The sequence below is a fragment of the Mycobacterium sp. IDUB_17 genome (assembly GCF_055419465.1).
This window is the reverse complement of the sequence record NZ_JBVAXS010000006.1, coordinates 189,115-201,218: the sequence shown is the minus strand read 5'-3', so window position 1 is coordinate 201,218 and position 12,104 is coordinate 189,115. Positions and strand designations below refer to the sequence as shown.

Genomic DNA, 12,104 nt, shown 5'->3' with positions numbered 1-12,104 from the left:
GCACCCCACAAATCGACCCCCGCCGAGCATGAAACAATTCATGCCTGTGAAGACCTTCGAGGCCCTGTTTGCCGAACTCAGCGACAAAGCGCGCACCAGACCTGCCGGTAGCGGCACGGTCGCCGCACTTGACGCCGGCGTCCATGGGCTCGGCAAGAAGATCCTGGAGGAGGCCGGCGAGGTGTGGCTGGCCGCCGAGCACGAGAGCGACGAGTCGCTCGCCGAGGAGGTCAGCCAGTTGCTGTACTGGACCCAGGTGCTGCTGATCTCCCGGGGCCTGACCCTCGACGACGTCTACCGGAAGTTGTGAGCCGTGGCCGATCAGATGTTGCGCGTCGCGGTGCCCAACAAGGGCTCGCTCAGCGAAGCGGCCGGCGAGATCCTCGCCGAGGCCGGGTATCGGCGCCGTCGTGACCCCAAGGATCTGACGGTCGTCGATCCGGTCAACAACGTCGAGTTCTTCTTTCTGCGGCCCAAGGACATCGCGATCTACGTGGGTTCGGGTCAGCTCGACCTGGGCATCACCGGACGGGACCTGGCCGCCGATTCCGACGCCCCGGTGCGGGAGCGCCTGTCGCTGGGCTTCGGTGGCTCCACCTTCCGTTACGCCGCTCCGGCCGGCCGGGAGTGGAGCCCGAAGGATCTGGCGGGCAAACGGATCGCCACGTCGTTTCCGAACCTGGTTCGCAAGGACCTTGCGGCGCAGGGCATCGAGGCTTCGGTGATCCGGCTCGACGGCGCGGTCGAGATCTCGATCCAGCTCGGGGTCGCCGACGTGATCGCCGACGTGGTCGGCTCGGGTCGCACTCTGGGGCTGCACGGCCTGGTGGCATTCGGTGCGCCGCTGTGCGAGTCGGAGGCCGTGCTGATCGAACGCGACGGGGCCGAGGGGAATGGCAGTACGTCCGCGCGGGATCAGCTGACGGCGCGCGTGCAGGGCGTGGTGTTCGGCCAGCAGTACCTGATGCTGGATTACGACTGCCCGCGTACGGTTTTGGACCAGGCCACCGCGGTGACGCCGGGACTGGAGTCACCGACCATCGCGCCGCTGGCGGATCCCGATTGGGTGGCGGTGCGGGCTTTGGTACCGCGCCGCGACGTCAACGCCATCATGGATGAGATCGCCGCGATCGGTGCCAAAGCGATACTCGCATCGGATATTCGGTTCTGCCGTTTCTGACGGACGGACACCGCCCTGTCTGATCGGCGCGTGCAGCGTCGCATTGCGTGTTAGCGTCCGGGTGACAATTCCAGGCCTCGGAGGTCGCCGTGACGCATTTTCTGGTTCTGTTGTTGGCTCTTCTCATCGGTGTGGTGGCCGGACTGCGGGCATTCACCGCTCCGGCCGCGGTGGCGTGGGCCGCCGCACTGAACTGGATCAACCTCGACGGCACCTGGGCCCAGTGGTTGGCCCACCCGGTCACGGTCACCGTGCTGACCGTTCTTGCTGTGGTGGAGTTGGTCACCGATCAGCTGCCGCGCACGCCCAGCCGTAAGACCCCGGTGCAGTTCATCGCCCGGCTGATCACCGGGGCGTTCGCCGGTGCGGTGATCGGCACCGCATGGGGCTACACGTACACCGCGCTCGGTGCGGCCCTCGTGGGTGCGGTGATCGGCACCCTCGGCGGATACGAGGCGCGAAAGCGCTTGGTCAGCCGCAATGATGGCCATGATCTGCCGGTCGCGCTGTTCGAGGACGCGGTCGCCGTACTCGGCGGCTTCGCGATCGCGGCTCTGACCTCCGTCCTCTAGTTCATGGTGCCCGCGCGAAGTTTCGACGCAATCGTCATCGGCGCGGGTCAGGCGGGGCCGCCGCTGGCGGGCCGGTTGACCGCAGCGGGGCAGACCGTCGCGGTGATCGAACGCAAACTGGTCGGCGGCACCTGCGTCAACTACGGCTGCATCCCCACCAAAACCCTTGTGGCCAGCGCGCATGCCGCCCATCTCGCGCGGCGCGGCGCTGATTTCGGCGTCGGCACAGGCGAAATCGACATCGACATGGCCAAGGTGAAGGCCCGCAAGGATGCGATCATGCTGGCCGACCGCCACGGGGTGGAGGATTGGCTTGAGGCGATGAACGGCGCGGTGCTGATCCGTGGCCACGCCCGTTTCGTCGACCCGCACACCGTCGACGTCGACGGCGAATTGCTGCGGGCCGATCGGATCTTCCTCAATGTCGGTGGCCGCGCGGTGGTTCCGGAATTTCCCGGCCTGGACGGTATCGACTACCTCACCAACGTCGGCATCCTGGACCTGGACCTTGTTCCCGAGCATCTGGTGATCGTGGGCGGCAGCTATATCGCGCTGGAGTTCGCGCAGATGTACCGCCGGTTCGGTGCCCGGGTGACGGTAGTCGAGAAGGGGCCACGGCTGACCTCGCGTGAGGACGAGGACGTATCCGCCACCATCGCCGAGATCCTCCGGGCCGAGGGGATCGACGTGGTGCTCAATGCCACCGGCATCCGGTTTGCCAAGCGGGACGGCGGTTTCGAGGTGACGCCTCGCGACGGTGCCGATCCGATTGCCGGAACGCACCTGCTGCTCGCGGTGGGGCGGGCGCCCAACACCGACGATCTCGGGTTGGAGAACGCCGGCGTGGACGTCGACGGACGTGGCTATGTCGTGGTCGACGATCAGCTGCGCACCACGGCCGAGCACATCTGGGCGATGGGGGACTGCAACGGCAAGGGCGCCTTCACCCACACGTCCTACAACGACTTCGAGATCGTCGCCGCCAATCTGCTCGACGATGATCCGCGTCGCGTGAGCGATCGCATCAGCACCTACGCGCTCTACATCGATCCGCCCCTGGGTCGGGCCGGGATGACGGTCGATCAGGTCCGGAAGTCCGGCCGAAAAGCGTTGGTGGGCAAGCGTCCGATGACCAGGGTAGGCCGTGCGGTGGAGAAGGGTGAGACACAGGGCTTCATGAAGGTGGTGGTGGATGCCGAGACCGAGGAGATTCTGGGGGCGTCGATCCTCGGTGTCGGCGGCGACGAGGTGGTGCACTCGATCCTCGACGTCATGACGGCGAAACTGCCCTACACCGCGATTTCACGCACGATGCACATCCACCCCACCGTCAGCGAGCTGGTGCCTACGATGCTGCAGGAGCTGAAGCCGCTGGACTGAGCGTGCGGCCGATGTTGAGCTGACGCGTCACCAGCGCGACACGATGCCCGAGGTGGCGGCAGGTCTGGAGATCCGCCGGGTGCATCTGGTCGGGCCCAGCGTCGACATCGGTGGCTGCCGCGGCACCCAGCCAGAACCCGAGTCGGTTCAGGTCATGCTCGCTGCCGCCCGCGCTGTTCCAGCCGGCTCCCAAACCCAGGTTCACCCAATGCATGTGGTGCTGGGCGGCGAAGATCGCAAGGGAGTTCAACGTGGCGAGTTTGTCTCCGCTCTTGGCTCCGGAGTTCGTGAACCCGGCCGCGATCTTGTCGCGCCACCTGCCTTCCATGCACCGCCGGCCGGTCTTCTCGGCAAAGGTCTGAAATCCTGCTGACACGTTGCCCATGTAGGTGGGGCTGCCGAAGATCATGGCGTCGATACCGTCCAGCACGTCCCAATCCCGGTCGGTCACGGCCTCGACGTGCATGACGGTGACGTCGGCTCCGGCGTCAGCGGCTCCGGCCGCGACCGCATCGGCCAGGGTCGACGTGTGACCGAACCCGGAGTGGTAGACCACCGCGACGGTGGGTGCGGCGACGTCAGTTCCGTTGCGATGCATGGTCGTTTCCTGTCTCCGTGGTCCATTGGGTTCCGAGTGTTTGAGCGACTTCCTGATAACGCTGGGCCCAGTCGGGCAAGGGTTGCCCGCCGAGATAGGCCTCCAGTCGGTCCAGATAGGCGTGGGTGCCGGGGTGGAATCCCTGACCGTCGGAGACCGTCAGGCCGCGGTGCGTGAATCGGAGCAGGGTGCCCTCGCCATCCGGAATGAGTTCGTAACGTACGACGCCGGATTCGGGGGCGGACAGGACGGGCTGGTTCCACTCGTGTTCGAAAACCCGTGGCGGGTCCCACACCCGGATCCGTCCGGTCATCTTCTTCTGTTGCGCCGGGATGGGCGGAGAGTGCGGAATCATCTCGATCGCGCCGCCTTCGCGGGCGTCGATCATCGTTTCGCCCATCCATTGGTCGCGTTGTGCGGGATCGGTGATGGCGGCCCACACCGCCTCGACCGGATAAGGCAGGCGCCGCTCGAAGTTCAGGGCGGCCCGGTCGCCCTCGACGGTGAGTTTGCCTTCACGGCTGGTCATTTCGACTCCTTGTGGGTCGCTTTGAGATGACGTTCCAGGGCGTCCAGGTGATCCGACCAGTAGCGGCGGTACCGCTCGATCCACTCGTCGATCTGCACCAGGCCGTCGGCGCGTAAGGCGTAGATGCGGCGCTGTGCGTCGGGTCGCACCTCGACCAGACCGACCTCCCGCAACACCCGCAGGTGCCGTGACACCGTCGGCTGGGTCAGCCCCGGCAGGGTGGCCACCAACTCGCCTGCGGTGCGTTCACCGTCGACGAGGGCGTCGAGCAATGCGCGTCGGCTGGGTTCGGCGACTGCTTCGAACACGTCCATGCGTTGAGTATTGCAGTATAGCTATATAGATACAAGCAAATATAAAGGGGCTGGAGGTGGCGAGGTGTTGGACGGAGTGCGGTGCGCGGAGGTATCCGCCTGCCAATCGCTCAGCCGCGGCCGCTTAGCGATCTGTCGGTAGCGAGTTCACGTGGAGTTGCAAGATCTTGGTGATGGTGGCCGTGGACCTGGGGCCGTGTGCTGTCACAGCGTCGAGGGCGAGGCCGGACAGAAGTGACGCGAGACGCTGAGCTTCCAGGCTGGGCTTTGGTACCGCCATGTTCTTGAGGGCTTTGACCAGAACATCGTGTAGGTCGGTAGCCATCTGCGCTGTCGTTGGGCGGAAAGCTGCGGTGGTGCGGGAGGCCGCGATGACCTCCATGAGGATCACGGCCTCGCTGTGACGTTCGTCGTCCAGGGGGACCAGTTCCTTCAGGAGTGCCAGGAGGTGTTGTCGGTGTTCTGTGACGTCGCGTGATTCGGGTGGTGTGTGCTTTATCAGCCGCTGGCCCATGCGGTTGCCGGCTTCGGTGACCACTGCGACGACGAGAGATTCGTGATCGGCGAAATAGTGACGGACTGATCCGATGTTCAGCTGTGATTCTGCTGCGACGCGGCGGAATGTAGCGGCGGCCAGCCCCTCCTTCACCACCAGACGTAACGCGGCTTCGACGATATGACCTCGACGTTTCACGGGGTCGATACGGGCTGGCATGGTCAGAGTGTAGCGGGATCCAACGATATGTATCACGACTGTGATAAAAAGAAGGTAACGCCGGCGGAGGCGCCGAGCGGAGACATAGGGGATCTTGATGAAACATGTTGATGCGCTTGCTCGTAACAAGGAGAACTGGGATGAACGCGCAGACATCCATGCCCGGTCACAGATGTATGACGTGGAGGGATTCCTGGCTGACCGGTCGATGATCTCGTCGGTGGTCCGAAACGACCTGTCAGTAATGCAACCGCACCTACCCTCATCGGGGGTGACCGGTCGGTCACTGCTGCATCTGCAGTGTCACATCGGCACCGACACCGTGTCGTGGGCACGGCTCGGCGCGGTCAACGTCACCGGCTTGGATTTATCGCCCAACTCCCTGCGCCATGCCCAACGCATCGCCGAAACGGACTGCCAGACAATCACGTGGGTGCAGGGCGATGCTCGGTTCGCCTCCTCGCTTATTGATGAGCAGTTCGATGTCGTTGTCACCAGCGCCGGAACCATCGTGTGGCTGCCTGAGTTGTCGGCGTGGGCTCAATCGATCCACGACCTGCTCACGCCCGACGGAGTTTTCGTGATCCGAGACGACCACCCGATGTTGGCGGCGATGGAGTTTCAGCCTTGGACTATCAGTGACGACTACCTCTCGGGCGGCGGTGCCAGGACCTACGAAGACGCCAGCACGTACACGGAGAACACCGATGTGGCGATCCGCCAGACAACAAATTACGAGTGGCGGCACGATCTCAGTGAAGTCATCACCGCACTCCTGGAAGCCAATCTGCGCATCGAGGCCGTTCGCGAGCTTCCCTACATGGATTGGCAAGCTTTCCCGGCTCTGATTCCTGATTCGCACGGCTGGGCACTGCCCGCAGGTGTTCCGCGCATTCCGTTGAATTTCGCAATCGTGGCCCGGAGGATCGGCTGACTCCGACACTGGCACAGCGACTTTCGTGAGCTACAGGTGGAGCTATCGCATTGGGTCCGTCACGTCGTCGGAGCTGCGGCGTCACCGATGATGCGTTGGGGAGGTGCCGAAGTGGCAGTGACGTCGAACCGCTGAGGCCTGACGTCCATGCCTGGTCGGGTCGGCATCGATCTCAGCGGCTCACCGGTGCGGCGGCGTTCGGACTCAGGCGCGGACGGCCCGCCAGATCAACCTGCGAGCCTCTCGTTCGGCTGACTTTCCGGTATGGCACGAAACTGGTATTGCTCTCGCATGGCTTTCGAAAGGCCCAGCTCTAACTGATGGGATGTGTCACTGGAATTGGGAACCTGCAGCACACATGGGTATCGAGTGGTTGAAGCCACCCCCTGGGGCCGGCGTTCGTAATCCTCAAGGCGGCCCGCCAAGACCTACGCGCAACCCGCTACTGCACGGTCGCGTAGATTCTCTGAGGATCAATCCGAGCACCTAACGCAGCATTCAACGAAGGCCATCATGTCCGAGGACCAGAACGTAGACGTTCCACCGAATCATCTCTCCATCGACCCGCGCAGCCCCTTCTATAGCGAAGAGGTGCTCCGCCGCGACGTGGGTATTCGCTTTAATGGCGTCGAGAAAACCAATGTTCACGAATACAACGTGGCCGAGGGTTGGGTGCGTGTTGAAGTCCCTACCGCGAAGGATCGCCGCGGAAATCCTATGGTCGTCAAGATCAGTGGCACGGTTGAACCTTATTTTCGCTGAGCAAAAGAGCGGACGCGCTTGGACTTCCGGCGCGGCTGTCGAATGGCCCCGGCGGTCGGCATGTAGCTCGAGTGGCAGCCATCAGCTACAACGAGTACTGGTTCGCAAAGGCCCAGCGGCTCTTTAGCGCATCCGCGCGAGCCAGGCGAGAATTGAACCAGCGTGCGGCGGACCCGGAGCGAGCCGTGCGGCCATGCCCTGTGGGACTACAGTGGGCAGGGGACGGGGTTACTTGCTCGAGGCTATGCCGGAGGTGGGGTGTGATCCGTTTGAAGAATCTTGGAAAGTTGGCCGTCGGCCTTGGCGTAATGGCGGTGCCGATCGGGGTCGCGTTTGCCGGGGCGGGGTCGGCATCGGCCGATCCGGGCCTGTGTGTGAGTGGTCCATATGGTTTCGCGCATGCCTGCGTGGACACGCCCGGCTGGTACAACGGTTGGTACGACGGTCCGCGTTGGCGCGGTGATTGGCATGGCGGTGACGGCAACAGCCAGGGCGAGGACGATTAGTCGCCGGTTCGGCTCACCGCTCGCAGCAGGCGCAACTGGCCGATCTCCGCGGCGTTCTTCGTCAGCTCGACGTTCAACCAGAGGACTGTGTCGGCCAGCGAACGGCCGCTATCCGGCCCCCACGGAAACGTCGCGGGGGCAACAAGATCGGTGTCGGTCAACGAGTCCAGCAGGCCGCTCCAGCGTGCGCTGAGCACTCTGATCCGCTGCACCGCGGCCGCGGGGCCGGGCCAGTCGATCTCGGAGCGCGGTGGTGGCGGCCGTCCGTCGACGTGCGCCAGCGCGCTCGTCCACCAGAAGATCATGTGCCAGGTCAGCCAGCCGATGGTCGGAACGGGAATCGGGTCGGGCTCGGTGTCCGCCCAGTCCGGCCACCACCGGCCCGACGAATCCTCGTGCACGGTCCACACCAGCGGACCCGGCTCCCAGAGGTGATCCTCGTCGGCCAGCGCCGACAGGTGTAGGTCGGTCAGCGCCCAGGCCAGGTCGAACTGGCGACGCAATTCGACGATCACGGCACCCGCATCACCAGCAGGGTCTGGGCCGAGGTCCCGATAAACCCTTGGCGGTCAAAGATTTCCGCCGTCGTCACGCCGATACCGTCCGGTCCGATCGAACCGCGGGCTCGCACCGCGAAGTCCGACCCCTCCGGAAGCCGGTGCAGATGCACCGCGGTATCGGTGTTCATGAACACGAACTTCTCCGGATCGAGCGCCGCGCCGATGCCGTTCGCCGAATCCACCACCAGCGCCAGGCGCTGCAGGGCCGTCGTCTCCTCGTCGTCGACCACCGGCGTCAACGGACTCATCCAGGCCACCGCCGACTCACCGTCGGTCGCGTTCTGCCGACGCCACGACACGCTTTCCAGATAGCCCGGTGCGCCTTCCCAGTTGTGCGCCACGTCGGCCGCCTCGCCCTCCACCAATGGCGGGAAGCGGTCGGTGACCACGTCGTTGGTGTCGCTGGGAGCCAGCAGCCAGGCGGTGACCCGCGCCACCGCGCGCCAGGTGCCGTCGGGTCGAGCGGCCTCCATCTCGGAGACGACCATCGAGATCCGTGACCCCGGCCGGTCCACCCAGGCCCGAACCCGCACCGGCGCAACGGGAATCGCGCCCAGGATGTCGAGCGTCAGCCGCCCGATCCGCAGGTCTGAGTCGGCGGCCAACTCTTCGATCGCCTTGGTCAACAGCGCCAGCGGCGGCGAGCCGTGCTGGATCGCCGGATCCCAGTTGCTCCGGGTATCGGCGGTGGATTCGAACAGCTGGTACTCACCATCGGAACCAAGCCGATGGTAGTGACACCCGATCATGCAGCTCCTGATTCTGGCCACCCGGGATACGGCGGCGGGGTGCCGCCGAACGCCGGACACAAACTCTGATGTGCGCACCACGAGCACAACTTCGACGGGTTGGGCCGGAAGTCGCCGGTGGCCCCGGCCACCTGGATGGCCTTCCAGATCGCCATCAGCGTGCGCTCGAACCGCAGTAGCTCGTCGTGCTCGGGGGAGTAGTCGAGCACCTGACCGTCGGCCAGATACAACAACCGCAGCCGCGACGGCATCACCCCACGCGAGCGCAGCAACGCCACCGCGTAGAACTTCATCTGGAACATCGCCTTGAACTCGGCCTGCGCCCGCGCCTCGGGCGGGGCCTTGCCCGTCTTGTAATCGACGACGCGTAACTCGCCGGACGGTGCGACATCGATCCGGTCGACGAATCCGCGCAGCAGCGTGCCGTCGGTCAGTTCGACCTCGAGCCGGTGCTCGCAGCACTGCGGATCGAACCGGGTCGGATCCTCCAGGCGGTAGTAGCCGGACAACAGCGCCCGGGCCTCGGCGAGCAGCGTGGCCGGATATTCGGTATCGGCCAGCTCAGGCTCGGCGGCGACGACCTGCTCCCAGGCCGGCTCGACCAGCGTCAGCGCGGTGTCATGCACCCGCTCGGCCGCAGGCAGGCCGTAGAGCTGCTCCAACGCGGCATGCACCAGCGATCCACGCAGCTGGGCGGTGGACCGCGGCTCGGGGAGCCGGTCGATGGCGCGGAACCGGTACAGCAGCGGGCACTGTTTGAAATCGCCGGCCCGCGACGGCGACAGCGCCGGGCGGCGCGGCGTCGGGGTCGGTTCTTCGCTCACACCCGTAAGCCTAGGACGGAGCCCCGACAAACTTGCGGAACCCCGGGCACCCGGCCCGGTGGGGCTACTGGCAGGCTGGACGTCCGTGGCAGGGAAGAGACCGACCGGACCGTTTGCCGTTGGCGACCGGGTGCAACTCACCGACGCCAAGGGCCGGCGCTACACGATGGTGCTCAACCCCGGCGGTGAGTTCCACACCCATCGAGGCATCATCGCCTTCGACAACGTGATCGGGCTGCCGGAGGGCAGCGTGGTCAAATCCACCAACGGCGATCAGTTCCTGGTGCTGCGACCGCTGCTGGTCGACTACGTGATGTCGATGCCCCGCGGTGCGCAGGTGATCTATCCCAAGGACGCCGCGCAGATCGTCCACGAGGGTGACATCTTCCCGGGCGCCCGGGTGTTGGAGGCCGGTGCCGGATCCGGTGCGCTGACCTGCTCACTGCTGCGGGCGGTCGGCCCCGAGGGCCGGGTGACGTCGTACGAGATTCGCGACGATCACGCGCCGACCGCGGAGAAGAACGTGATCACGTTCTTCGGTGAGCGGCCCGACAACTGGGACCTGGTGATCGCGGACCTCGCAGACTACGACGGTCCGGAGATGGACCGCGTGGTCCTGGACATGCTGGCGCCCTGGGAGGTGCTGCCCGCAGTCTCCAAGGCGCTGGTCGCCGGCGGCGTGCTGATGGTCTACGTCGCCACCGTCACCCAGCTGTCGCGGGTCGTGGAGGCGCTTCGCGAGCAGCAGTGCTGGACCGAGCCGCGGGCCTGGGAGAGCATGCAGCGCGGTTGGCACGTGGTGGGCCTGGCGGTACGCCCGGAACACAACATGCGCGGACACACTGCCTTTCTGGTCAGTGCGCGCAAATTGGCGCCGGGCGCGGTGGCGCCGGTCCCGCTGCGCAAGAAACGTCATCTGGCCGTCGAGTCTGCCGTCGAGTCTCAGCCGGGCGCCTGACGGCTGAGTCGTCGGCGTTTTCTACCGCACGGCTGCGCGCCGGCGAGGACTACCGCCCTCCGGTAGAAACCGGTGCGTCCGAGTCGGCCTAGTCGTCGCTGTGGTGCAGGCCCCTGCGGGTGGAGAGCAGTTCGAGCTCCGGGTGGCCCGCAACCATCCGTTCGGCGGCATCGAGCACGTCCACCACGTGAGCCCGGTCAGCGGCGACCAGGGCGACGCCGATGCCGGTGCGACGGTGCAGATCCTGGGTCGCGGTCTCGGCTGCCGACACCGCGAGCTTGCGGTGCAGTTCGGCGATCACCGGCCGGATAACCGAACGCTTCTGCTTGAGCGAGTGCACATCACCGAGCAGCACGTCGAACTCCAACCAGCCGATCCACATGGCGGATCAGCGGGGCGGTGTGGGAGCGTTCGAGGAACCCGCCGCCGATCCCATGACCAGCAGCAGATCGGCGGTGTGCCGGGTCAGCTGCCAGCCGTCGCCGTGCGGGGTGAATTCCATCGGGAAGCTGAAGTTGCGGGCCGAATTCTCGCCGCCCGCGGTGACCTTGACGTTCGCCACCACGTTGTTCGGCTCGGTTTGAGACCAGGCCAGATCGGTGGCCTCGAAGGTCAGCGGGGTGAATCCGTTGTCGGCCAAGGCCCGGCCGAACTTGTCCAGCGCGGCGGCGTCATCGGCGGTGCCCTGTTCGACCAGGACAACCTTGTCGGCGCCGGGCACGTTGACGTCGGCCAGCTGGTCCAGCACCCCGGTCAGAGCTTCGGGGGCCGGTAGCGGTGCGGTGGGCGGTGCGGCCGGTGTCGTGGTGGTCAGCACGCTCGTGGTCGGGTGCGAGCGGTTCGCCGGACGATCTCCGCTGCTGCACCCACAGAGCCCAAGTGCCGCCACGATCGTGGCGGCACTCAGGACTGCGATTCGGGTGCGGTTCAATTACCTACTCAGCCGACAGAGGACAGCAGGGCCATGGCCGATCCCTTGGAGATCTGCCAGCCGGTCGGGCTCGGGCCGGCCACGAACTGGATGTTCTGGGTGGCGGTGCCGCCGGTTGCCGAGGTGGCGGTGACATCGGCAAACGCCACGCCGCCCTGGTCATCGATGTTGGCGATGTTGAAGGTCAGCGGGAACTTCCCTTCAGCGGCGGCCTTGCTGTAGGCGCGGTCGGCGGCGATGCTCTCGATACGGCCGATGCCGCCCTGGATGTAGGGGGCCTTGCCGCTGAACGAGCCACCGTTGGCGAGTGCCTGCAGGGTCTGCACCAGTGGCGACGCCAGGTCCGGTGCCGGCGTGGCCGGCAAAGGCGCGCCGAAGACCACCGGCTGGATGGCCGGCGAGGTCGACATGCCGCTGGATGCAATAGAAGTCACACCCGCCGCTGCTCCGCCCACCACGGCGGCGGCTGCAGCTGCGGTGATAAAGCCGGTAACGAGGGTTTTCAAGGCCACGATTGTCCTTTCGATCGGACCAACTGAACTAAGAGGCTAACAGTGGTGCTGGTGTGTCTCGTTCCTAGAGCGCACACAAT

Annotated in this window: 18 protein-coding genes; 8 read left to right on the top strand and 10 right to left on the bottom strand. The window is 65.7% G+C overall.

Annotation, left to right across the window (positions count from 1 at the left end; translation table 11 throughout):
- Window positions 1–28: 28 nt before the first annotated feature.
- The 4 genes from ACZYZ7_RS24375 (at window position 29) to ACZYZ7_RS24360 (ending at window position 3,132) form a co-directional block, all read left to right on the top strand.
- On the top strand, window positions 29–310 hold the full coding sequence (locus ACZYZ7_RS24375) for a phosphoribosyl-ATP diphosphatase (RefSeq protein ID WP_070188706.1): 282 nt from the start codon (window positions 29–31) through the stop codon (window positions 308–310).
- A 15-nt stretch (window positions 311–325) separates the two neighbouring features.
- Window positions 326–1,180 carry an ATP phosphoribosyltransferase gene (hisG, locus tag ACZYZ7_RS24370; protein WP_450070788.1) on the top strand — a complete coding sequence of 285 codons (855 nt, stop codon included), beginning with the start codon at window positions 326–328 and terminating at the stop codon, window positions 1,178–1,180.
- An 89-nt stretch (window positions 1,181–1,269) separates the two neighbouring features.
- A complete protein-coding gene (locus tag ACZYZ7_RS24365) occupies window positions 1,270–1,752 on the top strand; it encodes a DUF4126 family protein (RefSeq protein WP_450070625.1) in 483 nt (160 codons plus the stop codon).
- A 3-nt stretch (window positions 1,753–1,755) separates the two neighbouring features.
- Entirely contained in the window at window positions 1,756–3,132 is a 1,377-nt protein-coding gene (locus ACZYZ7_RS24360; RefSeq protein WP_463742009.1) for an FAD-containing oxidoreductase, read from the top strand.
- Here ACZYZ7_RS24360 and ACZYZ7_RS24355 read toward each other — a convergent pair.
- The 4 genes from ACZYZ7_RS24355 to ACZYZ7_RS24340 form a co-directional block, all read right to left on the bottom strand.
- Window positions 3,098–3,730, bottom strand: a complete 633-nt coding sequence (locus ACZYZ7_RS24355) for a flavodoxin family protein (RefSeq protein ID WP_463742008.1) — start codon at window positions 3,728–3,730, stop codon at window positions 3,098–3,100. The genes ACZYZ7_RS24360 and ACZYZ7_RS24355 overlap by 35 nt on opposite strands.
- Window positions 3,711–4,259, bottom strand: a complete 549-nt coding sequence (locus ACZYZ7_RS24350) for an SRPBCC family protein (protein ID WP_463742007.1) — start codon at window positions 4,257–4,259, stop codon at window positions 3,711–3,713. Before ACZYZ7_RS24350 ends, ACZYZ7_RS24355 begins: the two co-directional genes overlap by 20 nt.
- Window positions 4,256–4,573: an ArsR/SmtB family transcription factor gene (locus ACZYZ7_RS24345; protein ID WP_463742006.1), complete on the bottom strand. Its 318-nt coding sequence runs from the start codon at window positions 4,571–4,573 to the stop codon at window positions 4,256–4,258. Before ACZYZ7_RS24345 ends, ACZYZ7_RS24350 begins: the two co-directional genes overlap by 4 nt.
- A gap of 124 nt (window positions 4,574–4,697) precedes the next feature.
- Window positions 4,698–5,288 carry a TetR/AcrR family transcriptional regulator gene (locus ACZYZ7_RS24340; protein ID WP_450070621.1) on the bottom strand — a complete coding sequence of 197 codons (591 nt, stop codon included), beginning with the start codon at window positions 5,286–5,288 and terminating at the stop codon, window positions 4,698–4,700.
- Between the two features lie 97 nt (window positions 5,289–5,385).
- Between ACZYZ7_RS24340 and ACZYZ7_RS24335 the strand changes: the two genes are divergently transcribed.
- The 3 genes from ACZYZ7_RS24335 to ACZYZ7_RS24325 all read left to right on the top strand — a co-directional run bounded on the left by ACZYZ7_RS24335 (window position 5,386) and on the right by ACZYZ7_RS24325 (window position 7,490).
- Complete coding sequence (locus tag ACZYZ7_RS24335; protein WP_463742005.1) at window positions 5,386–6,222, top strand: class I SAM-dependent methyltransferase; 837 nt, start codon at window positions 5,386–5,388, stop codon at window positions 6,220–6,222.
- Between the two features lie 513 nt (window positions 6,223–6,735).
- Window positions 6,736–6,984: a DUF3297 family protein gene (locus ACZYZ7_RS24330; protein ID WP_135455621.1), complete on the top strand. Its 249-nt coding sequence runs from the start codon at window positions 6,736–6,738 to the stop codon at window positions 6,982–6,984.
- 260 nt (window positions 6,985–7,244) lie between these two features.
- The gene (locus ACZYZ7_RS24325; RefSeq protein WP_463742004.1) at window positions 7,245–7,490 is read left to right on the top strand and encodes a hypothetical protein; all 246 of its coding nucleotides are present in this window, start codon (window positions 7,245–7,247) and stop codon (window positions 7,488–7,490) included.
- Here ACZYZ7_RS24325 and ACZYZ7_RS24320 read toward each other — a convergent pair.
- The 3 genes from ACZYZ7_RS24320 to ACZYZ7_RS24310 are packed head-to-tail and all read right to left on the bottom strand — an operon-like array spanning window position 7,487 to window position 9,623.
- The gene (locus ACZYZ7_RS24320; RefSeq protein ID WP_463742003.1) at window positions 7,487–8,005 is read right to left on the bottom strand and encodes a DinB family protein; all 519 of its coding nucleotides are present in this window, start codon (window positions 8,003–8,005) and stop codon (window positions 7,487–7,489) included. The genes ACZYZ7_RS24325 and ACZYZ7_RS24320 overlap by 4 nt on opposite strands.
- A complete protein-coding gene (locus ACZYZ7_RS24315) occupies window positions 8,002–8,799 on the bottom strand; it encodes a thioesterase family protein (RefSeq protein ID WP_463742002.1) in 798 nt (265 codons plus the stop codon). The genes ACZYZ7_RS24320 and ACZYZ7_RS24315 overlap by 4 nt, the downstream gene beginning before the upstream one ends.
- Entirely contained in the window at window positions 8,796–9,623 is an 828-nt protein-coding gene (locus ACZYZ7_RS24310) for a RecB family exonuclease (protein WP_450070617.1), read from the bottom strand. Before ACZYZ7_RS24310 ends, ACZYZ7_RS24315 begins: the two co-directional genes overlap by 4 nt.
- Before the next feature lie 85 nt (window positions 9,624–9,708).
- Here ACZYZ7_RS24310 and ACZYZ7_RS24305 point away from each other — a divergent pair, with 85 nt between their 5' ends.
- Window positions 9,709–10,581: a tRNA (adenine-N1)-methyltransferase gene (locus ACZYZ7_RS24305; RefSeq protein WP_135455608.1), complete on the top strand. Its 873-nt coding sequence runs from the start codon at window positions 9,709–9,711 to the stop codon at window positions 10,579–10,581.
- 88 nt (window positions 10,582–10,669) lie between these two features.
- Here ACZYZ7_RS24305 and ACZYZ7_RS24300 read toward each other — a convergent pair whose 3' ends face one another.
- From ACZYZ7_RS24300 to ACZYZ7_RS24290, 3 genes are read right to left on the bottom strand one after another with little or no spacing between them, the layout of a single operon-like run.
- Entirely contained in the window at window positions 10,670–10,963 is a 294-nt protein-coding gene (locus ACZYZ7_RS24300) for a DUF503 domain-containing protein (RefSeq protein WP_135455606.1), read from the bottom strand.
- A gap of 6 nt (window positions 10,964–10,969) precedes the next feature.
- Window positions 10,970–11,512, bottom strand: coding sequence for a lipoprotein LppK (gene lppK, locus ACZYZ7_RS24295; RefSeq protein ID WP_135455604.1), 543 nt, complete (start codon window positions 11,510–11,512; stop codon window positions 10,970–10,972).
- Window positions 11,513–11,520: 8 nt separating this feature from the next.
- Complete coding sequence (locus tag ACZYZ7_RS24290; protein WP_135455602.1) at window positions 11,521–12,024, bottom strand: MTB12 family secreted protein; 504 nt, start codon at window positions 12,022–12,024, stop codon at window positions 11,521–11,523.
- Window positions 12,025–12,104 lie beyond the last annotated feature (80 nt).

Bases quoted from the DNA above. Each gene is read 5' to 3' on its own strand.
- ACZYZ7_RS24300 (WP_135455606.1), bottom strand. From the start codon at position 10,963: ATGTGGATCGGCTGGTTGGAGTTCGACGTGCTGCTCGGTGATGTGCAC.
- ACZYZ7_RS24355 (WP_463742008.1), bottom strand. From the start codon at position 3,730: ATGCATCGCAACGGAACTGACGTCGCCGCACCCACCGTCGCGGTGGTC.
- hisG (WP_450070788.1), top strand. From the start codon at position 326: ATGTTGCGCGTCGCGGTGCCCAACAAGGGCTCGCTCAGCGAAGCGGCC.
- ACZYZ7_RS24330 (WP_135455621.1), top strand. From the start codon at position 6,736: ATGTCCGAGGACCAGAACGTAGACGTTCCACCGAATCATCTCTCCATC.
- ACZYZ7_RS24315 (WP_463742002.1), bottom strand. From the start codon at position 8,799: ATGATCGGGTGTCACTACCATCGGCTTGGTTCCGATGGTGAGTACCAG.
- ACZYZ7_RS24360 (WP_463742009.1), top strand. From the start codon at position 1,756: ATGGTGCCCGCGCGAAGTTTCGACGCAATCGTCATCGGCGCGGGTCAG.
- ACZYZ7_RS24345 (WP_463742006.1), bottom strand. From the start codon at position 4,573: ATGGACGTGTTCGAAGCAGTCGCCGAACCCAGCCGACGCGCATTGCTC.
- ACZYZ7_RS24340 (WP_450070621.1), bottom strand. From the start codon at position 5,288: ATGCCAGCCCGTATCGACCCCGTGAAACGTCGAGGTCATATCGTCGAA.
- ACZYZ7_RS24335 (WP_463742005.1), top strand. From the start codon at position 5,386: ATGAAACATGTTGATGCGCTTGCTCGTAACAAGGAGAACTGGGATGAA.
- ACZYZ7_RS24350 (WP_463742007.1), bottom strand. From the start codon at position 4,259: ATGACCAGCCGTGAAGGCAAACTCACCGTCGAGGGCGACCGGGCCGCC.
- ACZYZ7_RS24375 (WP_070188706.1), top strand. From the start codon at position 29: ATGAAACAATTCATGCCTGTGAAGACCTTCGAGGCCCTGTTTGCCGAA.